Genomic DNA, 24,246 nt, shown 5'->3' on the forward strand with positions numbered 1-24,246 from the left:
CGGTGGTCACCTCGGGACTTCGGGAACTTCACGGCGTCGGGACTAAAGGGAGCCATGCCTCAGACGCCCTTCAACTCGCTGAAGCGGCGATTGAAGTCCTCCTTGGCCGCCTTGTCCGGCAGCACGGTGATCTGCGAGGCGTCGGGCAGTTTGGGCAGGTCCTGCGTACTCGCCTTGCCGGTGAAGCGGAAGTCGTAGCGCAGCTCGATCTTGTGCCCGCCGCCTTCGAACTTGGCGTCCATGACGATCTGGTTCAGCGTGCCGTCCGAGTTGAGGGAGACGGTGGTGCGCACCGGGGCCTTCTTCATCTCGGCCGTGACCGCCCCGCTGATCGACGGCGGCAGGACCTCCACCCGCCGTTCCATGAACTTCCCGAACGGGACGTCGGCGGTCAGCTCGATCCGGTTCTCCGGAAGGCTTTTGGCGCCCTTCACGATCTTCTTGTCCGCGTTGTAGGACACGGCGATCGCGTCGGCCATCTTGCAGGCGGTGATGATCCCGACCCAGGCACACGGGATCGCCAGCCCCGCCTCCGACTTCGGCATCGAGACCCACGGCGTCGGGGCGAGGCTCTTGTAGACGGGGCCGAGGTACACGTACTCGACGGTCCCGTCGGCCGGGGTGTACCAGTCGATGCTGTCGTCCGGGTTCTTCTGCGAGCGCTGACGGCTGATCCGGCCTTCCGGCGAACCGGTGCGGGCCGAGGAGATCGTGCTGCGGATGTACTTCTCGTCGAACCGGAAGTAGGCGCCCGACTCGCTGGTGACGTCGCGCTGCTGGCCGATGGTGTCCTGGAGCTTGTTCATCGCCGTTTCGAACTTCGTGCCGACGTAGGTCGCCGCGTCGTCACCCTTCGGCACGGCGGTGCCCGCCCGCCCCTGGCCGCAGGCGGTGGTGAGCGCCAGCACGGCGCTCAGCACGCACAAGATGGTCGTTGGACGTTTGGTCATCGCCGTTCCCCTGATCGAGTCCCCCGCGCGCGGTGCGCGTCCGGATCGTCTCATCCTCTCCCGCGAAGGACGATGCCGTGGGCGGTTCCGCCACACCGGCGGGGTACAGTTGCGGGGCGCCCGCCGGGCGCCGGTCCTAGTAGGGGACCCCGGACCGACCCCCGCTTCGCAGTAGGGTCGGGCGTGGGGGTATCTTCATATGTCGTTGTGCGCTGCGGCGCGTAAGCGCTAGGCCCGCACAGAACCCACACGCAATGTTGACGACGAGGTAGACCCTTGCCCACGTACAGCCCCAAGCCCGGCGACGTCACTCGTGCCTGGCACGTGATCGACGCCGAGGATGTCGTGCTCGGCCGGCTCGCGACCGAGGTCGCCACGCTGCTGCGCGGCAAGCACAAGCCGACCTACGCCCCGCACGTGGACACCGGTGACTTCGTCATCATCGTCAACGCCGAGAAGGTCGCGCTCACCGGTAACAAGCGCGAGCAGAAGTTCGCGTACCGGCACAGCGGTTACCCCGGTGGTCTGCGTAAGCGCTCCTTCGGCGAGCTGCTGGACACCAAGCCCGAGCACCTGCTCGAGAAGGTCGTCAAGGGCATGCTCCCGAAGAACAAGCTCGGCCGCGCCCAGGCGAAGAAGCTCAAGGTCTACGCCGGTGCCGAGCACCCGCACGCCGCGCAGCAGCCGCAGGCGCGCGAGATCACCAAGATCGCGCAGGTCGCGCAGTGAGTGAGGAACAGTCTGTGACCAGCACCGAGACCGAGGCCGTCGAGGCTGTCGCGACCACGGAGACCGCTCCGGTCGGCGACGCCGTCGCGACCAGCGAGACCCCGGCCACCCCGCGCCCGTCGCGTGCCGCCGGTGGCAACGCCCAGACCGTCGGCCGTCGTAAGGAAGCCGTTGTCCGGGTGCGCGTCGTTCCCGGTACCGGTGAGTTCAAGCTCAACGGCCGCACGCTCGAAGAGTACTTCCCGAACAAGGTGCACCAGCAGCTCATCCGTGAGCCGCTGGTGACGGTCGACAAGCCCGAATCGTTCGACATCTTCGCCAACCTGCACGGTGGCGGGATCTCGGGCCAGGCCGGTGCGCTCCGTCTCGCGATCGCCCGTGCGCTCGTCGAGGTCGACGCCGACGACCGTCCGGCCCTGAAGAAGGCCGGCTTCCTGACCCGTGACGCCCGCGCCACGGAGCGGAAGAAGTACGGCCTCAAGAAGGCCCGTAAGGCTCCGCAGTACAGCAAGCGCTGATCGCGCCTCTGGCGCAACCCGCGGAAGCGCCCATCCGTCTCTCGGATGGGCGCTTCCGTGTTTCCGGGGTCCTTCGGCCCCCGCTCGCCCCGAAGTCCCACCAGTCACACTCGCCCCATGCGCCCCACCCGTGTCACGTTTAGCCCGCTAAAGTCGCGCGCGTCGCGATTAGCCCGCTAAAGGCGAAACGGGGGCGCGGGCGGGCAGGCGGGGGGACTGGCTAGGTTGTCGTGGTGGTTTTTCAAGGAGGTCGACAGATGGCTCGTCTATTCGGTACCGACGGCGTACGTGGCCTCGCCAACGAGGAGCTGACCCCGGAGCTGGCGCTCTCGCTCGCCGCCAGCGCCGCCCGCGTCCTCGCCGCCCACGACCGTTCGCACCGCCCGGTCGCGGTCGTCGGCCGTGACCCGCGTGCCAGTGGCGAGATGCTCGAGGCCGCCGTGGTGGCGGGCCTCACCTCCGCGGGTGCCGACGTGCTCCGCCTCGGCGTCCTCCCGACGCCCGCCGTCGCGTACCTGGTCGGCGCGCTCGAAGCGGATCTCGGCGTGATGATCTCCGCCTCCCACAACCCCATGCCCGACAACGGCATCAAGCTTTTCGCGGCGGGCGGCCACAAACTTCCCGACGGGATCGAAGACGAGATCGAAGCCGGTCTCGCCGCTCCCGTCACCCGTCCGACCGGCATCGGCGTCGGCCGGGTGAAGGACGTCCCCGACGCGGGTGACCGCTACATCGAGCACCTGCTGTCGGCCACCCCGCACCCGCTCGCGGGCCTGCGTGTCGTCGTCGACTGCGCGAACGGCGCCTCCTCCTTCGCCGCCCCCGAGGTGTACCGCAAGGCCGGCGCCGAGGTCATCGCGATCCACGCCGACCCGGACGGCGTGAACATCAACGAGCACTGTGGGTCGAATCACCCGGAAGCGTTGCGCGCCGCCGTCGTCGAGTACGGCGCCGACCTCGGGATCGCGCACGACGGTGACGCCGACCGCTGTGTCGCCGTCGACGCCTCGGGCGAACTCATCGACGGCGACCAGATCATGGCCGTCCTCGCGCTCGCCCTCGCCGAGTCCGGCGAGCTGACCAAGAACACCCTGGTCGCGACCGTGATGAGCAACCTCGGCCTGCACCTGGCGATGCGCGCGCACGAAATCAACCTCGTCACCACCGCCGTCGGCGACCGCTACGTCCTCGAGGAGCTCCGCGCGAGCGGGTTCGCGCTCGGCGGCGAGCAGTCGGGCCACGTCGTCCTGCCCGCCTACGCGACCACCGGTGACGGCCTCCTCACCGCGCTGCGTGTGATGAGCCGCATGGCGTCGACCGGCAAACCGCTCGCCGAGCTCGCCGCGGTCATGAACCGCCTGCCGCAGGTGCTGGTGAACGTCCCGGTGGCGGACAAGGCGGCGGTCGCCGTCTCGGCCGCGGTCCGCGACGCCGTCGGTGCCGTCGAGGCCGAACTCGGCGAAGAAGGCCGTGTCCTGCTGCGCCCGTCGGGCACCGAGCAACTGGTCCGCGTCATGGTCGAGGCCCCCGCGCACGACACCGCACAGGCGGCCGCCGACCGGCTCGCGGGAGTCGTCTCCTCCGCCTCGTAACCGCTCTCACGATCTCCGCAAGTCACTGCGCTGGGGTTACCGGCCCGGTACATTCCGTGTGCAAGGAACGGCACCGGGAGGGCTTGGGTCACGTCTGATCTCCGACGCAGATCGTTGCCCAGGGTGAGGGGGAGACATGGCCGGCGGCCACAAGGTCGATCCGCAGGCGTTGACGCAGGCGGCCAAGGCATTGAGCGACATTCCGAAGCACGCTTTGGAACAGCCGTTGGCCGCGGTCAAGGACATCCAGTTGATCGCGCTGGATTTCGGGCAGGGGCACCAGGACAGCTACGGTCCGTACCGGCCGGCCGTCACACGGCTGGCCACTATGGCCGACAGCTACCTCAAGGCCGCTGATCTGTTCGCGCAGAAGCTGACCGCTTCGGGCGGCAAGTACGAGGCCAACGAAGCCGACACGAGCCAGGCCGTGAAGGCGAGCGGCCGGTGACCGCCCAGGAAGAAGACGACCTCCCGACCCGTGCCGAGGTCGAGCAGATCATCAACGACACGCGGATCCCGTGGGACGTCCGGCGTGATCTCGCCCTTCAGTACATCGACTACATCGAAGACGAAGACCCCGATGAGGTCGGCTTCGCCAGCGATGAGGACAAGAACGGTTTCCGTGACGCCGTAAAGGCGCAGATGAAGATCAGCGAAGGCGATCTCAACGGGAACAACTTCTGGGGCGGGATGTTGTCCGACATCCCGGTGATCAACAGCCTGGAAGAAAGTGTCCAGGTCGCCTACGGCAACGCCAAGGGCTATGTCGACAAGTTCGCCGAAGAAGGCCGCCAGGCGAACCAGAAGGCCAACGCAGACGCCAGGGCGGGCCTCGATCAGATGGCCTCCAAAGCGACCGCCACCAATCCCGCCGCGGAAACCTCGGACCAGATCCTCGACTTCGGTAAAGCGTCGTTCCAGAACATCGAGATCTTCGTACCCCTCTACAACCGTTCGGTCGCGGCGGTGCGTTCCGGTGCGCCCGCCGACATCAATCAGCTGCGTGAGCTGTACGACCAGCAGCGGAAGATCCCGTTCGGCAAGTTCGCGGCCGGTGCCGACGAGTTCACGAAGCTGAAGGAAGCGGTCGCCTCTTCCTCCGGTGACGTGTCCGGGGAGATGAACAAGAACCTCGGCGGCTGGGAGGGTGCCGCCGCCGACCAGGCGCGGACCTATCAGCAGAACTACGAGGCCAAGACGAAGGTCGTCGCAGATGGTGCGGAACACGCCGCCGTCGCGATGATGACGGCGGCCGGATCGGTCGCGAAGTTCTGCCGCGACAAGGCCGACTGGATGATCAAGGCGTCGTGCGACCGCCTCGGCGAGGTGACCGCGCAGGACCTTGATCGGATCATCCGCATCGCCGAGCTCGGTAACAACGCCAGCCAGGACGATTTCAAGCACTGCTCGAAGTTCCTCGATCAGCAGTCGCGCGACATGATCAACGACGAGGACTGCGACCTCGACGACGAGACGATCAATCACATCATCGGGCAGGTCCAGGCCTATCTGTCAGGCACCTTCAACGCTTTCTACTCGAAGTACCTGACCGACTTCCGAACCATGTGCGCCAACACCCACACCGCGGTCGCGGGGGCTTGGCAGGGCCTGACCGACTTCTTCGGCCAGCTCGAAGAGAACCCGTTCGTCAATCTCGACGCGGCGGCCGGAACCTCGGACGGTGGGTTCAAGACCGGCGGAGGATCGGACGACGGCGGCGGTCGTAGCGGAGGTCCGGGCGCCGGGCCAGGTAGTGGCGGTGGGAGCGACACCACGCCGATCGGCGACACGAAACCTCCCGCTCCTCCGGCGCCGCCGACCCCGCCGGATCCGAACATCAACCCCGTCACGGACAAGCCGCTCGAAGTCGACCCGGAGACCGGCGAGGCGTATCCGATCGATCCCCGCACCGGCGAGGCGGTCAAACCGGAGAGCCCGGAATCCGTCACCGTCGAGCAGGGTGACCACAAGATCTCCATGGCCGAGCCCGGCAAGGACGGCAAGATGGGGATCTCGGTCGAAGACGGCGCAGGGCAGCCGAAGGAGTACAAGCTCGACTTCGGTGACTCGCGGCCGTTGCCGGACGACACACCGAACCGCGGACCGGGGGGCGCCGCTCAGGTGCCGGACACTCCGCGTGCGGATGATCAGGCGTTCGAACCCGGTCCGGACGGGAAGATCCACATCGAGGACGGTGACCTCAAGATCACCGCCGAGCGGCCGGACGGGCCCGATGGACCCACCCGCGTCACGGTCGACGACGGCAGCGGCAAACCGACGACCTACACCCTCGGCGAAGAGAGCCCTGCGGCCAAGACAATCGACGGCGGCGCTCCCGAAGCTCGTTCGGACACCGCCGCCGTGCCGGGTGGCAGGCACGCCGCCGAGCACAGTCCCGGTCAGCCGGTCGAAGCGGTGGCGAGGGACCATGCGGCGGCGCAGGCCGCTCCGGAGCCGGCATCGCACAACGGCGGCCAGTCCGCGCGAACGCACGACATTCCGGTTTCCGGCGCGGTCGAAGTCCCGGCGGCCGCCACCGAGCAGACCGCACCGGCGGCGGATTCGGAGTCGACGTCACCACAGTCGCTGAGCAACCCCATGGGCGAAGACGGACTCGGCGAGGCCTCCGACCCGGCGGGAGCCGGCGGCGGCGCGTCCACGTCCACCTCCTCGGGGCTCGGCTCGGCGCCGGGCGGCGGCGAGCAGTCCGCCATGGCCATGGGCGGCGGAATGGGCATGATGGGCGGCGGCATGATGGGCGGTGCCGGAGCGGGCGGCGGTGGCGAGGATCAGCAGCGCACCTCGAGCGGCTACCGCGTCGACGGCGGTCTCTTCGACACCGCGACGTCGAGCAGCCGGATCAGTGGCTCTCTCGACGACGACGGTGTCATCGGGTTCCGCTAGCGGCCGGCATCAGCGAGGGAGGACTGACCGTGGGTTCCGAAGACGCGCTTGCCGCGATGAAGAGCAAATTGGCGAACTTGGAGTCCGAGAACTCCGCCAGGATGGCTCTGCTCGACAAGCGCCGTGAAGAGGCGCTCTCCGAGGCCAAGGAGAAGTTCGAGAAACAGTCGAAGATCCAGGGCGGCGTCATCGTCCGGTTGCAGGAGCGAAACCGTAAGGCCAAGGCCGCGGGAGGCTGGGCGACCGAGTCGACGCTCAGCGAGAAGGTCGAGGACGACGGCGACTTCGGGTTCGAGGAGGACGAGACCGAGAACGAGCGCCGCGCCGGATACCGGACGGCCGAGGATCCGCCGATCGCGTACCGGCCGCCTGCTCCGCCCGTTCCCGCGCCGCCGCAGCCCCCGCCACCTCCGGCGCCCGTGCCGGAGGAGCGCCCGGCCGGGCGGCACCGGCGGGCGGCCGCCGCGCGGGGCGACGACGACGATTTCGCCGACACCGACTGGCTGGCGACCTGAGCGGTCAGGTTCGCAGCGCGACGATGGCCCGCTCGACGCCGTGGAAGACGGCGTGCGTCTTGTACCGCACTTCCTCGACGACGTGGTCGGGAGTCAGGACCTCGGCAAGGGCGCGAAGCGCGGCTTCGCCTTCGGCGACCGCGACTCGCGAGCCGGGGCAGGTGTGCCGGCCGAGGCCGAAGGCGAGTTCGGCGTCGGGGCCCAGCGGGATGGCCAGTTTGTCCCCGGTCGTGAAGTCCTTGCCCGCCAAAGAGAATGGCGCGGTCACGCGGCGGGCGGCGAAGCGAGTCGGGGCGATTTCGTGGATCAGGCCGCGTACGTCGTCGAGGACGTCTGGGCGGCGTAGGAGTTCGAGTCCGGCGAGGGCGAGGAAGTTCATGGAGTTCTCGTACGCCGCGTGGGCGAGCATCACCGGCGTGATCATCAGCTCGTCTTCGGTGATCCGGCCCGCTTCGTGCGCTTCGCGGAGCAGCGCCAGCCCGCCGCCTTCGACGGCCGTCGCCTTGAGGAAGAACATCGCGACCCTGAGCGCGGCGGTGTCGGCCCCGGCGGGCCCGCCCGACCAGACGTCCAGATTCGCGGCGGTCTCCGAGAGGTTCGTCAGCAGCTTCTCGCCGAGCGGCTCGACCGTGCCCAGCACCGCCTCCGTCACCCTGGCCGCCACCGGCCTGGCGAAATCGGTCACCAGGTCGAAGCGCGCACTCGACTTTAGCGGGCTAATCGTGACGCGTAGGTCGCTGAGCAGGGCATTCGGCAGGGGCTCGACCAGGGCGATGACCTCCTTGACGACCGCGCGGAGCCGCCGGTGGTCCGCGCCGTCCATCAGCAGGAGGTTCGGCGTCTCGGCCGCGGCACCGCCCGGGTTCGAGCTGAGCTCGCGGTCGCGCAGGGCCTTGACGCGATCCGCCGGATCGTCCAGCACGAAGAAGTCGTCCACGTTCGTATGATGCCCATGCGCGGCCGGAGGATGTGCCAGTGCCTGCAGAACCGTCACCAGAAGTGCCCGACGAAGTGTTGCGGACCCCGCTCGTCCGCCGCCTGCTCGAACGCGCCGATGTCGATCGTCCGGCGTACACGCACCTCGACTGCTCGAACCGGCACGAGCCCGTCGAGGACACGCTGACCTGGGCTGAACTGCTCGTCCACGTCCGCGCTGTCGCGGCGAAGCTGCGTGAGGTGATCCAGCCAGGAGACCGCGTCGCGATCACGGCGCGGCAGGACCTCTCTTACGTCGTCGCCTTCTTCGGCGCGCTGTACGCCGGGGCTGTCGCGGTGCCACTGTCCGCACCGGACGTCCGCGCTCACCGCGAGCGGCTCGTCGGGGTCCTCAACGACTGCGACGCCGACATCTGGCTCACGTCGGAGGCCCTGGTCGAGCGGTTGACGGAGTTCGCCGGGGCCGAGCCGGTTCCGATGCCCCGCGAGATCATCGCCGTCGACACCCTGCCGCTGGACCCGGCCGACCAGTCACCGCCGTCGCCGGTCTCCCCCGAAGACCCCGCCTACCTGCAGTACACCTCCGGCACTACACGATCTCCGGCCGGCGTGATCATCACGCATCGGGCGTTGTCGGCCGCCTGCTGGCAGATCTGCGACGCCTACGACGTCGACGAGCACACCACGTGCGTCGGCTGGATCCCGTTCTTCCACGACATGGGGCTGGCGCAGCTGCTCGCCGGGACGATGCACGCCGGCGGCCGGACGGTGTTCATCGCGCCGCTGGAGTTCATCCGGCGCCCGGAGCGCTGGCTGCTGCTGATGTCGTCGTATCCGAACACGCTCACCGCGGCCCCGAACTTCGCGTACGACCTGGTGACCGAGGCCGTGCCCGAATCGAAGCGCGCCGAGTACGACCTCTCGACGGTGTCGATCGCGCTCAGCGGCAGTGAGCCGGTCCGGGTGGCGACCGTCCGGGAGTTCCTCGCCGCTTACGAACCCCACGGCTTCCCGAGGGGCGCGTTCCGGCCGTCCTACGGTCTGGCCGAGGCCACGGTCTACGTCGCCAGCGGCGATTCCGGCGGCCCGGTGGTGACCGAAGTGGACGGCCGGGAAATCGTCGAGATCGGCTGGCCCAGGGGGCAGCGGGTCCGCGTCGTCCCGCCGTCGGATCGCAGTTTGCCCGCTAAAGTCGACACGGGCGAGATCTGGGTCAAGGGGCCCAACGTGGCCGCCGGGTATTGGCGCCGTCCGGAGTCGACCGCCGAGGTGTTCGGCGCCGAACTCGACGGCGAAGGTGGCTGGCTCCGCACCGGCGACCTCGGCATGATCCGCGACGGCAGGCTGTCGGTGACCGGCCGCATCAAGGACCTGATCATCATCGACGGCCGCAATCACAGCCCCCACGACATCGAGGAGACGGTCGCCGCCGCACACCCCGTTCTAGGGCCGGAACGCGTCGCCGCGTTCTCGGTCGACGGCGACGAGGGGGAGGGTGTCGTCGTGGTCGCCGAGCGCGCGCGGAAATCCTCCGACCTCGACGAAGCCGAGATCGCGCGGGCCGCCACCCGCGCCGTCGCCGAACGGCACGACGTGCGGCTTCGCGCCTTCTTCCTGGTGAAACCCGGCGGCCTGCCGAGGACCTCCAGCGGCAAGGTCGCGCGTTCCGCGGCCAGAACGCGGTACTGGACCGCGGATGGGACAGAATTCCCCCATGGCAGCTGACGGGAGCGAGTACGTCGACGAGATCAAGGCCCTCGTCTGTGAAACCTTCGACGTCGATCCGGACACCATCGACGAGAACACGCCCTTCGCCGAGATGGGCGTCGACTCCCGGCGCCGCGTCCGGCTGCTGGCGACGGTCGAAGTGGAGTTCGGTGTCGACCTCGATCTCGACGAACTGGATCGCCTGGTCGACATCCGGGGCGCGGCGACCGTGCTCGCCGAGGCCATCGAGGCAGGCGCCAAACCGCGAAAGCGCGGTCTACCAGGCTTCTTGCGCCGAAATCGTTTGAGTTAGCAAAGGTGTGAATGTTCCTGCGGTCTCGATGGCCGGTGGGTACATTCTGTGCATATGCGACGGCACCTGATGTCGTCGGCGTGCGTCGTAGGTAGGACAACGAGGCGAATACAGAGCGGGACGAAGGGGGCACCGGTCATGCCGGACGGGGGCTACAAAGCCGATTCAGAGGCGATGCTCACGGCGTCGACGTCGTTGGAGCGCGCGGCTGAGAAAACGACGTCCGAGGCGGGGAAGGTGGGCCCGACCCAGGTCGGGCCCGAGAACTTCGGCCGGGTCCACAAGGACTACCAAAAGGGTTACGCCACCGGGATCCTCGCCATTTCCGACGCGATGAAGGGGTACGCGGGCCAGCTCACCCAGCTCGCCGGCGGGGTCAGCACCGCGTCGACCCGCTACACCTCGTCCGACCAGGCGAACGCCGCGGCTGCCAACAAGGCGGGAGCCCAGTAATGAGCGAACCGACGCAGGCACAGATCAACGAAATGCTGAAGGACCCCTACGTCACCCAGGGCACGAAAGACGCCTTGATGATGCCGTGGAGCAGGGAAGAGGCCTACAAGAAGGCCGTCGCCGAACGTGACTCGAACGCGGCGGGCGACAAGAAGCAGGCGGCCGAAACGAAACAGGCCGCCAAGGACCTCGACGCCATGTCCCGGCCCGCCGCCGGGGGTGCGACCACCAAATCCGACCAGGTGCTCGATCTCGGAAAGCCGGCACTGGACTTCTTCTCCGACTGGGCCGAGCAGGTCTGGAACAAGATGCCGGAGAAGTCGGGCGAAATCAGCTACAAGACCGACATCTGGGACCGGTTCCACGAGAACCGGGAGATCAATTTCCAGAAGATGTTCGACGAGGTCGAGGACCTCACCGACGCCAAGAAGATCGTCGAGCAGACCCAGAAGGACGCGACTTCGGCGCTGACCACGCTCTTCCACGACTGGAAGGGCGAGGGCGCGACGGCCGCGAAGGTCAAGTACGAGCAGCGGATCCAGCCCGACGCGAAAGAACTCATCGCGCAGATGGAAGGTGCCATCAAACTGGTGCCTTCGACCATCGACAAGATCTACAGCGCGCTCAAGCTGAAAGTCGACGAAACGCTGAAACTGCGCGTCGACAAAGTCGCCACGGCGCCTTTGTACATCGCGAAACAGGTCGTCGAAATCGCGAACGGCAAGGTCGATTCCAAAGAAAAGCTCATGGACGTCGCGTACTGGCTCGACTCCGCGTGTCCGGGCAACAACCTCGCCGAACGGCTGCGTCACGACGACTGCAAGCTGAACGACGAGAACAAGGACTACGCGATCGGGGCCGCGAAGCAGTGGCTGAAGGGTTCTTTCGCCACCGAATTCGGTGAGCGGTACGAGAACTTCAAGAAGCTCTGCAAGAACGCGACCGAGACGATCAACACCCAGTATCACGAGCTTTCGCGATTCATGGAGGACTACACCAACCCCTTCCCCGCGCCCGGGGCCGAGAAGCCGCCCGCCGACGACGGCAAGGGCAAGGGCGACGACAAGGGCGGCGGTGGGGACACCGGCGGCGGCAGCGGTGGTGGAAGCGGAAGCGGGAGTGGCGGCGGAAGCGGCAGTGGAGGCGGCGCCAGCACGCCGCCGGCCGCGGAGGTTCCCGAAACGCCGAAGCCCGAGGACAAGCCCGCCGAGGGCACGAACCCGGTCACCGGCAAGCCGCTCGAGCTGGACCCCGAGACCGGCAAGCCGTACCCGATCGACCCGGCGACGGGCGAGGCGATCAAGGACGGCATCGACGGTCAGGACACCATGACCGTCCAAAAGGGCGACAACAAGATCGAGATGACCGAGCCGGATAAAGACGGCAAAATGGACATCAAGGTCGACGACGGCAAGGGCAACGAGAAGGACTACAAGCTCGACTTCGACGACCCGAAGGGCGAAGAGGGCAAAGACGGCAAGCCTGGCGAAGAGGGCAAGGACGGCGAGTTCGGGCCGAAGGGCACGGTCAAGGAGGGCGAGCCCGGCGCCGACGGCGTCTACCGGCCCGGCCCGGACGGCAAGATCCACATCCAGGACGGCAACCTCAAGATCACCGCCGAGCAGCCGCAGGGACCGAACGGTCCGACCGTGGTGACCGTCGACGACGGCAAGGGCGAGCCGACCACCTACACCCTCGACGAAAAGGGTGAGAAGAAGGAGCTCAAGCCCGGCGACACCCTCGAGACCGACGACATCAAGAACGGCCTCGACGACCGGAACCCCGGCAACCCGCAGCCCGGCAAGGTCGAAGACGTTCGTCCCATGCCCGCCCCGGCCGACGGCGGATTGGCGCCCGGTGGCGGCGGCGGTGGTGGTGGTGGTGGTGGCTTCAGCGCTCCGGGCGGAGTCGAGGTCGGTGTCGGTGCCGAAGGGACCGCTTCGGTGTCCGCGGGGGCCGAAGCCGCCGCGGGCGGCGCGTCGGGTGCCAGTGGCGAGGGCACCGTGCCGACCGCGGGAGGCGGCGGCAGCTTCGAAAGCGCGATCGGCAGCCCCCTCGACGGCGGTTCGGCGGGGTCGCTGAACGAAGCCGGTTCGCTGGAAGCGGGCATGCAGTCCGGCGGCGGCGCGCAGCCTTCCGGGGCCGAGGGCGGTCTCGGGATGGCTCCCGGCGGGATGGACCCGGCGCCCGCGAGCGCCGGTGCCGGGAGCTCGCCCGCAGGAATGGGCGGCATGATGGGTGGAATGGGCGCCATGGGCGGCGCGGCCGGTGGCGGCGGGGGTGACACGCAGCGCGGGTCGAGCCAGTACCGCGTCGAGGGTGGCATTTTCGAGACCAGTGGCGCGGGCGGCCGGATCAGCGGATCGCTCGACGACGAGGGCGGCGACCGTTCGATCAGCTACGAGCGATGATCGGTAGCCGGGGAACGAGGGAGGACCGATGAGCGCTGTTGACCGGCTGGCGGCCGCCATGTCCAGGCAGGACGCCGCCATCACGGAGCAGTTGGAGCAGCGCGGGCTGCGGGAGCGGCATCTCGCCGACGCCAAGGCCCAGGCGGCGGAGACCATGCAGAAGGACGCCGCCATCCACGACAAGTACGCCGCGCACATGCAGGAGCTGGGGAAGCGGAGCAAGGAGGCGGGCGGCTGGCTGACCGGCAAGACGACCGCCGACCGCAGCCACACGATCGGCTTCGACATCGAGGACGAGGAGAAGCCGGACGCCCGGTTCGCCGAGTTCGGTGCCCGTGCTGACGCGTCGCGGCCGGCGCCTCCTCCGCCGCTCCCGGTCGCGCCGGGGGTGCCCGGAATGCCGGCGACGGTGGACGTCCCGCCCGCGGCGCCGACACCCGCTCCCAGCGCCGCGGCGCCCGAAGAGCCTGGCACGCCCGCGCGTCGCCGCGGTCGTCACGCCCGTGACGACAAGGGATTCGACGACGACGACTTCTCGAACAACTCGTGGATGGTCGACTGACCGGCTTCGGCGCCGGATCGCGTTTAGCGGGCTAAACGCGATCCGGGGTCAGGCCGCGGGTTCGTCCTGGAGTTCGATGGGGGCGCGTTTGACGTCGGCGTCCAGCAGGGGCTGGTACTTCGTCGTCCCCGTCAGGTGCGTGAGGAAGAACGCGGTGAACAGCGCCCGCGTCAGCTGCTGGGTCCCGCGGTGCGGCTTCCCGTGCAGCAGCAGCTGGCTCCAGTGCTTGCCCTCGGTGACGCCGAGATGCGACGACTTCCCGAGCGTCCGCAGCTGCACCGGCCCGCCCCACGCGTCCGCGATGGCCTCGGCATGTCCGACGGGCGGCGCGACCAGGTCGTGGCCCGCCGCGAGATGCAGGCCGGGCGCGGTCACCGAGCGGGCCGACACCGTCGCCGGCGGCAGCGTCTGCGCGGGAGTGATGGTCGCGACCGCGCGGATCTCGGGCCGCCCGTCGCTCTCGGCGGCCTGCGCGGCGGCCAGCACCGCCGAACCGCCGCCGGTCGAATGCCCGGCCAAGCCGAGTTTCGCCGGGTCGACGCTGATGCCGTCCGGTCCGAGGCGGACCGCCGTGATCAGGTCGAGCGTCGTGAGCAGGTCGCCTGCCAGCAGCCGATGCGAAGGCAACGGGCCGCGCTGAGTGGCCGGGGCCGCCGCGACGATGCCCCAGCTCGCGAGGTGCCGGAGCAGATGGCGGTAGCTCCCGGTCGGCTGCAACCAGCCGTGCCCGAACGCGATCGCGGGCAGACCGAGTCCCGAACGGGGAGTGAACACGACGCCGGGCAGTCCGACTAGGGCGAGGTTGCCGCGCAGAACCTCGTGCGGACCTGGGTGGGACAGCTCCGCGAGCAGCTGCTTGGGCTTGCTGGCCATGCTCGTGACCTTACTGCCCGCGCCCCCGTCCGGCCCGCGCGCCGCCCCGGCGTTCGCCTTTAGCGGGCTAACTGCGCTGCTTAGCGTGCCTAAGCGTCGCGTTTAGCCCGCTAAACGCAGGTGCGGGCGCCCGGGGGAAGGGGCCGAATTTCCGTCGTTAGGCTGGTGGGCGTGTGTGGAATCGTGGGATACGTCGGACACCGCCCGGCCCTGGACGTCGTCATCGGCGGCCTGCGCAGGATGGAGTACCGCGGCTATGACTCGGCGGGCGTCGCCGTCCTCGACGGCGCCGGCGCGCTGAACGTCGAACGCAAAGCGGGCCGCCTGGCCAACCTGGAGACCCAGCTCGACACCGTCGGCAGGGACGCCTTCACCGGCACCGCCGGGATGGGCCACACCCGCTGGGCCACCCACGGCGCGCCGGTCGACCGCAACTCGCACCCGCACCGCGACGCCTCCCAGCGCGTCGCCGTCGTGCACAACGGCATCATCGAGAACTTCGCCGCCCTGCGCGCCGAGCTCGAGACCGACGGCGTCGAGATGGCGAGCGACACCGACTCCGAGACCGCCGCGCACCTGATCGCCCGCGCGTACACCGAGGGCGACACGAAGGGCGATTTCCCGGCCAGCGTCGCCGCGGTCTGCCGCCGTCTCGAAGGCGCGTTCACCCTGGTCGTGACCATCGCCGACCAGCCGGACACCGTCGTCGCCGCGCGCCGTTCGTCGCCGCTGGTCGTCGGTGTCGGCGAGGGCGAGCACTTCGTCGCCTCCGACGTCGCCGCGTTCATCGAGCACACCCGCGAGGCGGTCGAGCTCGGTCAGGACCAGCTCGTCGTGATCACCCGCGACGGGTACGAGGTCACCGACTTCCACGGCGACGCCGCCCAGGCCAAGCCGTTCACCGTCGACTGGGACCTCTCGGCCGCGGAAAAGGGCGGCCACGAGTACTTCATGCTCAAGGAGATCGAGGAGCAGCCGGAAGCGCTGGCGAACACGCTGCGCGGCCACTTCGACGGCGGCCGGATCATCCTCGACGAGCAGCGCATCTCCGATCAGGACCTGCGTGACGTCGACAAGGTCTTCGTCGTCGCCTGTGGTTCGGCGTACCACTCGGGCCTCGTCGCCAAGTACGCCATCGAGCACTGGTGCCGTCTCCCGGTCGAGGTCGAGCTGGCCAGCGAGTTCCGCTACCGCGACCCGGTGCTGGACCGCGCGACGCTGGTCGTCGCCGTGTCCCAGTCGGGCGAGACCGCGGACACCCTCGAAGCCGTCCGCCACGCCCGCGAGCAGAAGGCCCGCGTCCTGGCGGTCTGCAACACCAACGGCGCACAGATCCCGCGCGAGTCCGACGCCGTCCTCTACACGCACGCCGGCCCGGAGATCGGTGTCGCCTCGACGAAGGCGTTCCTCGCGCAGATCGCGGCGAACTACCTGGTCGGCCTGGCGCTCGCGCAGGCCCGCGGCACCAAGTACCCGGACGAGGTCGCCCGTGAGTTCGCCGAACTCGAGGCCATGCCCGCCGCGGTGCAGAAGGTCCTGTCCACTGTGGACCAGGTCCGTGACCTCGGCCGCCGGATCGCCGACTCGAAGGCCGTGCTGTTCCTCGGCCGTCACGTCGGTTTCCCGGTCGCCCTCGAAGGCGCGCTGAAGCTCAAGGAACTGGCGTACATGCACGCCGAGGGCTTCGCCGCGGGCGAGCTCAAGCACGGTCCGATCGCGCTGATCGAAGAAGGCCTGCCCGTCGTCGTGGTGATGCCGTCGCCGAAGGGGCGCGCGGTGCTGCACTCGAAGCTGGTGTCGAACATCAGCGAGATCCAGGCTCGCGGCGCCCGCACGATCGTGATCGCGGAGGAGGGTGACGAGACCGTCCGCCCGTTCGCCGACGAACTGATCGAGATCCCGGCCGTGCCGACGCTGCTCCAGCCGCTGGTCTCCACGGTGCCGCTGCAGGTGCTGGCCGCCGAGATCGCCCGCACGCGCGGGTACGACGTCGACAAGCCGCGTAACCTGGCGAAGTCGGTCACCGTCGAGTAGCAGACCGGAGGCGTCGTGCAGGGAATCTGGACCACGGAACGGATTCGCGCGGCGGAGGACCGGTTGCTCGCCGTCACCCCCGACGGCGAGCTCATGCGGCGCGCGGCTTTCGGCCTCGCGATACACGCCGCCGACATGCTCGCCGAGCACACGGGTTCGGTATCCGGGCGGCGGGTGACGCTGCTCGTCGGGTCGGGCAACAACGGCGGTGACGCACTGTGGGCCGGTGCTTTCCTGCGCCGCCGCAATGTCGCAGTCTCGGCGATCCTGCTGAAGCCTGAACGCGCACACGGCCCAGGTTTGGCCGCCTTGAAGCGAGCCGGCGGCAAGGTCGTGTCCCTTGAGGACAGTCCACAGTGGATCCGGTGGGCCGATCTCGTCGTCGACGGGATCGTCGGTATTTCGGCGCGTGGGCCGCTGCGGCCGGATGCCGCGGCGTTGCTGGAGCACGTGAGTTCGCCGGTGCTCGCGGTCGATCTGCCGAGTGGGGTGGATCCGGACACCGGTGCCGTCGACGGCCCGGCGGTCGTGGCGGATCGGACCGTCACCTTCGGCGCGCTCAAGCCGGTGCACGCCCTCGCGCCCGCGTCCTGTGGCGACGTCTCGCTGGTGGACATCGGACTGCGGCTCAGTGAGCCCGATCTGCGGCGGCTCGATACGGCGGACGTCGCCGCGGCGTGGCCGGTGCCCGGTCCGGATGACGACAAGTACAGCCAGGGCGTGGTCGGGGTGGCCGCCGGATCGGCGACATATCCGGGGGCGGCCGTGCTCGCGGCCGGTGCGGCGGTGCGGGCGACGTCCGGGCTGGTGCGGTACGCCGGTCACGCCGCGGACGTCGTGCGCGGGCAGTGGCCCGAGATCATCGCGACGGGTTCGGTGACCGACGCGGGCCGCGTGCAGGCCTGGGTCGTCGGGCCGGGGATCGGCACCGGGAACGAGGGGCGGGACGTGCTGCGGTTCGTGCTCGGTCGCGGTGTGCCGGTGTGCGCGGATGCCGACGCGACGACGATCATCGCGCGTTCGCCCGACGTGCTCGACGCGCGCGATCCGGACACGCCGCTCGTGCTGACGCCGCACGCGGGGGAGTTCGAGCGGCTGATGGGTTCGCCGCCGGGGGCGGACCGGGTCGCGGCGGCGCGTTCGGCCGCGCGGAAGTACGACGCCGTCGTGCTCTTGAAGGGGCACTGCACGGTGGTCGCGGCGCCGGACGGGCGGGCGTTGGTGAACACGCCGCGGGGGTCGTGGCTCGCGACGGCCGGTTCGGGGGACGTGCTGTCCGGTCTGGTCGGCGCGTTGCTCGCCGCCGGGCTCGACCCGTGGCTGGCGGCCGGCGCGGCCACGCACGTCCACTCCCTCGCCGGGTCCCTCGCCGCCGACGGCGCCCCGACCTCGGCCTCCGGCATCCTCGGCGCCGTCCCGGATGCCATCCGGTCCGTCCGCCGCCTGACCCCCTGACCAGGGCCACGACCTGCGTTTAGCCCCCTAACCGTGCTCTGCGGGCGGGTGCCCTCAGAGCGCGATTAGGGGGCTAAACGCAGGTCGGTGAGCCAGAGGGGGAGGTGACAAAAAATGCGGGAGTTATCGAGTTACGTGTTAACTCCGGGCGAATAATCTGGTAAGAAGCAGGTGTGAGCGCCGACACCCACCCCGCCGAGACCGCGATGGTCCGCGTCGTGAACGGTGTCGCCCATGTCTAAGACCAGGCCCTCGGACGCCGCCGTCGAGCAACGACGCCAGGAGATCCTCGACCACGTCATCGCCACCGGCGACGTCCGCATCGACGACCTCACCACCCGCTTCGGCGTCAGCCTGATGACGATGCACCGTGACCTCGACGACCTCGCCGACCGTCGCCTTTTACGCAAACTCCGCGGCAAGGTCGAGGCCTACTCCGCGACGACCATGGAGTCCGCCGCCCGCTTCCGCGACACCTTCAACCAGGCCACAAAGGACGCCCTGGGCGAGGCCGCCGCGGCGCACGTCCACTCCGGCCAGACGGTCTTCGTCGACGATTCGACGACGCTCTTCCCGCTCGTCCGCCGCCTCGGCCAGATCGAAGACCTCACCGTCCTCACCAACTCGCTCGAAGCCGCCCGCATCCTCGGCCCGGCCAAGAGCGTCGAGATCGTCCTGGCGGGCGGCCGCTACCACCACGAGTTCGACTCGTGCGCCGGCCCGGACGTCATCGCGTTCCTCGACCGCACGCACGCCGACATCGCGTTCGTCTCGGTCGCCGCGGTCGCGGTCGGCCGCCTGTTCCACCCGGTCCAGGACTACGCCGAACTCAAGAAGGCCGCGCTGCGCACCGCCGACCGCAACGTCCTGGTCGTCGACAACTCCAAGTTCGGCCGCACGGCCACCTACGCGTACGGCGACATCGGCGACTACGACCTCCTGATCACCGACGAAGAGGCGCCCACCGAGGAGATCGAGGCGGCGCTCACCGCGGGAACCGCCATCGAGCAGGTCGAATGCGCACCGGAGGGCCCGGAATATGAGTTCTGACCTCGTCGCCGGAATCGACTCGTCGACCCAGTCGACGAAGGTCGTCGTCTGTGACGCGAACACCGGCGAGATCGTCCGCACCGGCCGCACCTCGCACCCCGACGGCACGGAGGTCGCCCCCGCCGCCTGGTGGGACGCGTTCCGCGAGGCCGCCGACGGCCTGCTCGACGGCGTCGGCGCCATCGGCGTCGGCGGCCAGCAGCACGGCATGGTCACCCTCGACGAGGCGGGCGAGGTCGTCCGGCCCGCGCTGCTGTGGAACGACACCCGGTCCGCGAAAGCGGCCGAAGACCTCAGCGGCGAACTCGGTCCGGAGAGCTGGGCGAAGTCCGTCGGCTCGGTGCCGGTCGCGAGCTTCACCGTCACGAAGCTGCGCTGGATGGCCGAGAACGAGCCGGAGCTGGCCGATCGCGTCGCCCGTGTCCTGCTCCCGCACGACTGGCTGACCTGGCGACTGCTGGGTGACGGCGCCGAGCCGGTCACCGACCGCGGCGACGCTTCCGGCACCGGGTACTTCTCGCCCGCCACCGGCGAGTACCGCCAAGACCTGCTCGCGCATGCCTTCGGCGGCCGCACGCCCGAACTGCCCAAGGTCATCGGCCCCACCGAAGCCGCGGGCCACACCCCGGACGGGATCCTGGTCTCGGCCGGAACCGGCGACAACATGGCCGCCGCGCTCGGCCTCGAACTCGCCCCCGGTGACGTCGTCGTCTCGCTGGGCACCAGCGGCACCGTCTTCGGCGTCTCCGAAACCGCGAGCGCCGACCCGTCCGGAATCGTCGCGGGATTCGCCGACGCCACCGGCCGCTTCCTCCCGCTGGCCTGCACCCTCAACGCGGCCCGCGTGCTCACGGCCACGTCCGCGATGCTCGGCGTCGAACTCGCGGACTTCGACAAGCTGGCGCTCGCCGCCATGCCCGGTTCCGGTGGCCTGACCTTCCTCCCTTACCTAGACGGTGAGCGGACGCCGAACCTCCCGGACGCCAGCGGCACGCTCTTCGGCCTGACCCGCGCGAACATGACGCCCGAGAACCTCGCCCGCGCCGCTGTCGAAGGCATGCTGTGCGGGCTCGCCGCCGGTCTCGACGCCCTGCGCGAGCAGGGGCTCGAAGTCCGCCGCGTGCTCCTGATCGGTGGCGGCGCGCAGTCGGCCGCCGTCCGCGCGGTCGCGCCGATCGTGTTCGGCGTGCCCGTCGTCATCCCCGAAGTCGCCGAGTACGTCGCGGTCGGTGCCGCGCGGCAGGCGGCCTGGGCCCTCGCTTCCAGCACGGAACCTCCCCGCTGGCAGGAACAGCACGGCTACACCCCACTCGAGCCGACCGAGGCGGACAGCGCCGAGGGGCGCCGGATCCGGCGACGGCATCTCGAAGCCCGCGAACTCGGGCACGGCATTTCCGCGAAACCGAAAGAGGACTGAACCGATGGCCACGATCACCTACGACAAGGCGACCCGGCGCTACGCGGGCTCCGAGCGGCCCGCCGTGGACGCACTCGACCTCGAGATCGCCGACGGCGAATTCCTCGTGCTGGTCGGCCCTTCCGGCTGTGGCAAGTCCACCAGCCTGCGGATGCTCGCCGGCCTCGAAGACATCGACGAAGGCGCCGTGTGGATCGGCGATCGCGACGTCACGCAGCTGCCGCCGCGGGCCCGCGACATCGCGATGGTGTTCCAGAACTACGCGCTGTACCCGCACATGACCGTGGGCCAGAACATGGGCTTCGCGCTGAAGATCGCGGGCCGCCCGGCGGCGGAGATCAAGCAGAAGGTGCTCGACGCGGCGAAGCTGCTCGACATCGAGCAGTACCTCGACCGCAAGCCGAAGGCGCTCTCCGGTGGTCAGCGCCAGCGTGTCGCGATGGGCCGCGCCATCGTGCGTGAGCCGCAGGTCTTCCTGATGGACGAGCCGCTGTCGAACCTCGACGCGAAGCTGCGTGTCTCCACCCGTACGCAGATCGCCGCGCTGCAGCGCCGCCTCGGCGTCACCACCGTGTACGTCACGCACGATCAGGTCGAGGCCATGACGATGGGCGACCGGGTCGCGGTCCTCTCGGACGGTCTCCTCCAGCAGTGCGACACCCCGCGCGCCCTGTACGACCGGCCCGCAAACGCTTTCGTCGCCGGGTTCATCGGCTCGCCCGCGATGAACCTCGTCACCGCGAAGCTCACCGAAGACGGTGCCGAGCTGGGTGGCGCGCGCGTGCCGCTGACCCGTGAAATCCTCGCCAAGGCCGACGGCGACACGGTCACCCTCGGCTTCCGCCCGGAGTCGCTCGAGGTGACGACCAGCGAGGACGGCACCGTGCCGGTCAAGGTCGAGCTCGTCGAGGAGCTCGGCTCGGACGCGTACGTGTACGGCAAACTGGCCGAGACCGACGCCGAAGGCACGAAGCCGAACGTCGTCACCCGTGTCGACCCGCGCAAGCCGCCGGCCATGGGCGACACCCTGCACCTGCGGATCCGTCCCGACGAACTGCACGTGTTCTCCGCCACCGACGGGGCGCGCCTGTCCTGAGCCGGTTCGTGGGAAACTGGTGGTCGTTATGACCGCCAGTTTCCCGCGTGCCGAGGTCGTCATCGACCTGTCCGCCATCCGGCACAACGTCGCCCTGCTCGCATCCCGCGCCCCCTCGGCTCAGACCATGGCCGTGGTCAAGGCGGACGGTTACGGGCACGGAGCCCTGGAAGTCGCCCGTGCCGTTGTCGAGGGTGGGGCGACCTGGCTGGGCACTTGCTCCCTCGGCGAGGCGCTCGCGCTGCGCCGGGCTGGGATCGGGGTCCGCCTCTTCAGCTGGCTCGACACTCCCGAAGCCGACTTCGCGCCCGCGGTCGCCGAAGACATCGACGTCGCCGTCAGCTCCCTCGACGAGCTGGCCCGCGTGGCCGACGGCATTCGCCGGGCACGCGACTTTAGCGGGCTAAACGCGATCTGCCGCGTGCACCTCAAGATCGACACCGGACTGTCCCGAAACGGCTGTCCACCTGCGGAATGGCCGGCGTTGGTCAAGGCCGCGGCGGCCGCGAAGCCGCTCATCGAGGTCGTCGCGATCTGGTCGCACCTCGCCTGCGCCGACGAGCCCGGCCACCCCTCCATCGACGCGCAGGCGAAGCGGTTCGACGAGGCCTACGACATCGCCCGCGCCGCCGGCCTGGACCCGATGCGGCATATCGCGAATTCCGCCGCCGTGCTGACCAGGCCCGACCTGCACTTCGACCTCGTCCGCCCCGGGATCGCGATCTACGGGCTGAACCCGGTGCCCACCGACGACGATCTGCGTCCGGCGATGACCTTCAAATCGTCGGTCGTGCTCACGAAGCGGATCCCGGCCGGTGAATCGGTCTCGTACGGCCACAGCTGGACGGCCGAACGTGACACCACCCTCGCGCTGGTTCCCGTCGGATACGCCGACGGCGTGCCGCGGTCGCTGTCCGGGCGGATGGACGTCCTGCTCGGCGGAAAGCGACGGCCGGTCGTCGGCCGCGTCTGCATGGACCAGCTCATCGTCGACTGCGGAGACGACGAGCCGTCCATCGGCAGCGAAGTGATCCTTTTCGGCAGGGGCGCGTTTGGCGAGCCCACGGCGCGGGAATGGGCCGACAAGCTGGGGACGATCGACTACGAGATCGTGACTTCGATGTACCGCCCGCGTGTCCACCGAACGTATCTGGAGGCAGGCTCGTGACACCTTCACGAAGACTGCTGGCCATAGTCGGCGGAGTCGGGGCCGTGGCCACCGGCACCGCCGCGGCGATCGCCGTCGCCGCACAGCAGCGGCGGCAGAGTGAGGATCCGTTCGTGGACGAGCCGTTGGGGGATCTCGCACCGGACCGGACCTCGACAGTGGCGGCGGAGGACGGCACGCCGCTCGCGGTCGAGGAGATCGATCCGGCCGATGGAGGGGAACCGGAGCTGACCGTCGTCGGCGTGCACGGTTTCGCGTTGTCGAAGCGCTGCTGGCATTTCCAGCGGCGAGACCTCGCGTCGCTGAAGCTGCCGCGCGTGCGTCAGGTGTATTTCGACCATCGCGGGCACGGGCAGTCCGGCGTCGCGAACGCCGAGACCAGCACCATCGAGCAGCTGGCGCGCGACCTCGACATGGTCCTGCGGTCGGTGGTGCCGGAGGGGCCCATCGTGCTCATGGGGCACTCGATGGGCGGCATGGTGATCATGGAGCTCGCCTCGGAGCATCCCGAGCTGTTCGAAGACCGTGTCTGCGGCGTCGCGTTCATCGCGACCGCGGCGGGCGAAGTCGGCGCTCGGGGACTACCGAGATCACTGCTCTCGAAGTACAACCCGCTTACGCGAGGCGTCGGCGGGCTGGCCGGCTGGCAGCCGGGGCTCGTCGAGTTCGTACGCGCGGCAGGCGGGCAGCTGACCCGGCAGGCCGTGCGCAGACTGGCCTTCGGCAGCCGTGACGTGTCTCCGCGACTCGTCGACTTCATGCTGGAAATGCTCGAAGTCACGCCGGTGCGCGGGCTCGTGAACTTCGTCGACACGCTCGGCAGCCACAACCGGTACGCCGCGCTCGCCGGGTTGAAGCACGCGCACGTGCTGGTCATCGGTGGGGATTCCGATCGGTTCACGCCCATCGCGCACGCCGAGCGGATCGCGGCGGAGCTGCCGGATGCCGAGCTGGTGCGCGTCCGCGGCGCGGGGCACATGGTGCAGCTGGAACAACCCGAACTGGTGAACAGTCACCTGATCGACCTGGTGCAACGGTGCACGGGCACCGATGGTGAGACTTACGAACGGCGGACCTGGTGGTGGCAACGCTGATGAATTTCGCTTTCCCGACTCCCGAGTCGACGATCGATTTCGGGCGTGAGCTCGGACGTTTGCTGCGCGCGGGTGACGTCGTGCTGCTCGCCGGGCCGCTCGGAGCGGGCAAGACCACACTGACCCGCGGGATCGCGGACGGTCTCGGCGTCGGCGGGCGGGTCAGCTCGCCGACGTTCGTGCTCGCCAGGGTGCATCCGGCTGGGGATTCCGGGGTCGCGCTGGTGCACGTGGACGCGTACCGGCTCGGCGGGGATCTCTCGCAGCTGGACGACCTGGACCTCGATACCGAACTGGAGCGGTCCGCGCTGGTCGTCGAGTGGGGCGAGGGGGCGGCCGAACGCCTGTCGGACGACTACCTCGTCGTGCGCCTGGAGCGCCGGGAAGACGATGTCCGCATGGTCACCCTGGAGCCACACGGCACCTGGACGTCCCGCACGCCCGACCTGCGTTTTGCCGGCTAATCGCG

General features: G+C 69.4%; 22 protein-coding genes. 19 read left to right on the forward strand and 3 right to left on the reverse strand.

Features of this window, described 5'->3' with window-relative positions; genetic code table 11:
• Positions 1-59 precede the first annotated feature (59 nt).
• On the reverse strand, positions 60-950 hold the full coding sequence (locus tag ACLJQ7_RS22650; RefSeq protein WP_410650160.1) for a hypothetical protein: 891 nt from the start codon (positions 948-950) through the stop codon (positions 60-62).
• A 276-nt stretch (positions 951-1,226) separates the two neighbouring features.
• Here ACLJQ7_RS22650 and rplM point away from each other — a divergent pair, with 276 nt between their 5' ends.
• The 6 genes from rplM to ACLJQ7_RS22680 all read left to right on the forward strand — a co-directional run bounded on the left by rplM (position 1,227) and on the right by ACLJQ7_RS22680 (position 7,208).
• On the forward strand, positions 1,227-1,679 hold the full coding sequence (gene rplM / locus ACLJQ7_RS22655; RefSeq protein WP_005166833.1) for a 50S ribosomal protein L13: 453 nt from the start codon (positions 1,227-1,229) through the stop codon (positions 1,677-1,679).
• A gap of 14 nt (positions 1,680-1,693) precedes the next feature.
• Positions 1,694-2,197: a 30S ribosomal protein S9 gene (gene rpsI / locus ACLJQ7_RS22660; RefSeq protein ID WP_410650161.1), complete on the forward strand. Its 504-nt coding sequence runs from the start codon at positions 1,694-1,696 to the stop codon at positions 2,195-2,197.
• A gap of 257 nt (positions 2,198-2,454) precedes the next feature.
• Complete coding sequence (gene glmM / locus ACLJQ7_RS22665; RefSeq protein ID WP_410650162.1) at positions 2,455-3,789, forward strand: phosphoglucosamine mutase; 1,335 nt, start codon at positions 2,455-2,457, stop codon at positions 3,787-3,789.
• A 136-nt stretch (positions 3,790-3,925) separates the two neighbouring features.
• Positions 3,926-4,237 (forward strand): hypothetical protein, encoded by a 312-nt coding sequence (locus ACLJQ7_RS22670; protein ID WP_410650163.1) that lies wholly within the window; start codon positions 3,926-3,928, stop codon positions 4,235-4,237.
• A complete protein-coding gene (locus ACLJQ7_RS22675) occupies positions 4,234-6,693 on the forward strand; it encodes a hypothetical protein (protein ID WP_410650164.1) in 2,460 nt (819 codons plus the stop codon). Before ACLJQ7_RS22670 ends, ACLJQ7_RS22675 begins: the two co-directional genes overlap by 4 nt.
• Before the next feature lie 29 nt (positions 6,694-6,722).
• Positions 6,723-7,208 (forward strand): hypothetical protein, encoded by a 486-nt coding sequence (locus tag ACLJQ7_RS22680; protein WP_410650165.1) that lies wholly within the window; start codon positions 6,723-6,725, stop codon positions 7,206-7,208.
• Between the two features lie 4 nt (positions 7,209-7,212).
• Here the strand turns inward: ACLJQ7_RS22680 and ACLJQ7_RS22685 are convergent, their stop codons facing one another.
• Positions 7,213-8,145 carry a cytochrome P450 gene (locus tag ACLJQ7_RS22685; RefSeq protein WP_410650166.1) on the reverse strand — a complete coding sequence of 311 codons (933 nt, stop codon included), beginning with the start codon at positions 8,143-8,145 and terminating at the stop codon, positions 7,213-7,215.
• 62 nt (positions 8,146-8,207) lie between these two features.
• On the opposite strand from ACLJQ7_RS22685, the gene ACLJQ7_RS22690 reads away from it, so the two are divergent.
• The 5 genes from ACLJQ7_RS22690 to ACLJQ7_RS22710 all read left to right on the forward strand — a co-directional run bounded on the left by ACLJQ7_RS22690 (position 8,208) and on the right by ACLJQ7_RS22710 (position 13,590).
• The gene (locus ACLJQ7_RS22690; RefSeq protein ID WP_410650167.1) at positions 8,208-9,869 is read left to right on the forward strand and encodes a fatty acyl-AMP ligase; all 1,662 of its coding nucleotides are present in this window, start codon (positions 8,208-8,210) and stop codon (positions 9,867-9,869) included.
• Positions 9,859-10,164 (forward strand): acyl carrier protein, encoded by a 306-nt coding sequence (locus ACLJQ7_RS22695; protein ID WP_410650168.1) that lies wholly within the window; start codon positions 9,859-9,861, stop codon positions 10,162-10,164. Before ACLJQ7_RS22690 ends, ACLJQ7_RS22695 begins: the two co-directional genes overlap by 11 nt.
• A 138-nt stretch (positions 10,165-10,302) precedes the next feature.
• Positions 10,303-10,617, forward strand: coding sequence for a hypothetical protein (locus ACLJQ7_RS22700; protein ID WP_016331125.1), 315 nt, complete (start codon positions 10,303-10,305; stop codon positions 10,615-10,617).
• Positions 10,617-13,028, forward strand: a complete 2,412-nt coding sequence (locus tag ACLJQ7_RS22705; protein WP_410650169.1) for a hypothetical protein — start codon at positions 10,617-10,619, stop codon at positions 13,026-13,028. The genes ACLJQ7_RS22700 and ACLJQ7_RS22705 overlap by 1 nt, the downstream gene beginning before the upstream one ends.
• 28 nt (positions 13,029-13,056) lie before the next feature.
• Complete coding sequence (locus ACLJQ7_RS22710; protein WP_410650170.1) at positions 13,057-13,590, forward strand: hypothetical protein; 534 nt, start codon at positions 13,057-13,059, stop codon at positions 13,588-13,590.
• A gap of 48 nt (positions 13,591-13,638) precedes the next feature.
• Here ACLJQ7_RS22710 and ACLJQ7_RS22715 read toward each other — a convergent pair whose 3' ends face one another.
• A complete protein-coding gene (locus tag ACLJQ7_RS22715; protein WP_410650171.1) occupies positions 13,639-14,463 on the reverse strand; it encodes a dienelactone hydrolase family protein in 825 nt (274 codons plus the stop codon).
• 171 nt (positions 14,464-14,634) lie between these two features.
• Here ACLJQ7_RS22715 and glmS point away from each other — a divergent pair, with 171 nt between their 5' ends.
• The 8 genes from glmS (at position 14,635) to tsaE (ending at position 24,241) form a co-directional block, all read left to right on the forward strand.
• Positions 14,635-16,497 (forward strand): glutamine--fructose-6-phosphate transaminase (isomerizing), encoded by a 1,863-nt coding sequence (gene glmS / locus ACLJQ7_RS22720; protein ID WP_410650172.1) that lies wholly within the window; start codon positions 14,635-14,637, stop codon positions 16,495-16,497.
• A 15-nt stretch (positions 16,498-16,512) separates the two neighbouring features.
• Positions 16,513-17,952 (forward strand): NAD(P)H-hydrate dehydratase, encoded by a 1,440-nt coding sequence (locus ACLJQ7_RS22725; RefSeq protein ID WP_410650173.1) that lies wholly within the window; start codon positions 16,513-16,515, stop codon positions 17,950-17,952.
• A gap of 234 nt (positions 17,953-18,186) precedes the next feature.
• The gene (locus tag ACLJQ7_RS22730) at positions 18,187-19,002 is read left to right on the forward strand and encodes a DeoR/GlpR family DNA-binding transcription regulator (protein ID WP_410650174.1); all 816 of its coding nucleotides are present in this window, start codon (positions 18,187-18,189) and stop codon (positions 19,000-19,002) included.
• On the forward strand, positions 18,992-20,419 hold the full coding sequence (gene xylB / locus ACLJQ7_RS22735) for a xylulokinase (protein WP_410650175.1): 1,428 nt from the start codon (positions 18,992-18,994) through the stop codon (positions 20,417-20,419). Before ACLJQ7_RS22730 ends, xylB begins: the two co-directional genes overlap by 11 nt.
• 4 nt (positions 20,420-20,423) lie before the next feature.
• The gene (locus ACLJQ7_RS22740; RefSeq protein ID WP_410650176.1) at positions 20,424-21,515 is read left to right on the forward strand and encodes an ABC transporter ATP-binding protein; all 1,092 of its coding nucleotides are present in this window, start codon (positions 20,424-20,426) and stop codon (positions 21,513-21,515) included.
• A 28-nt stretch (positions 21,516-21,543) separates the two neighbouring features.
• Entirely contained in the window at positions 21,544-22,683 is a 1,140-nt protein-coding gene (gene alr, locus ACLJQ7_RS22745; RefSeq protein WP_410650177.1) for an alanine racemase, read from the forward strand.
• Positions 22,680-23,777 (forward strand): alpha/beta fold hydrolase, encoded by a 1,098-nt coding sequence (locus tag ACLJQ7_RS22750; RefSeq protein WP_410650178.1) that lies wholly within the window; start codon positions 22,680-22,682, stop codon positions 23,775-23,777. Before alr ends, ACLJQ7_RS22750 begins: the two co-directional genes overlap by 4 nt.
• Positions 23,777-24,241, forward strand: coding sequence for a tRNA (adenosine(37)-N6)-threonylcarbamoyltransferase complex ATPase subunit type 1 TsaE (tsaE, locus tag ACLJQ7_RS22755; RefSeq protein WP_410650179.1), 465 nt, complete (start codon positions 23,777-23,779; stop codon positions 24,239-24,241). The genes ACLJQ7_RS22750 and tsaE overlap by 1 nt, the downstream gene beginning before the upstream one ends.
• Positions 24,242-24,246: the final 5 nt, after the last annotated feature.

The organism is Amycolatopsis sp. cmx-4-54 (assembly GCF_046548895.1).
Taxonomy (GTDB): domain Bacteria; phylum Actinomycetota; class Actinomycetes; order Mycobacteriales; family Pseudonocardiaceae; genus Amycolatopsis.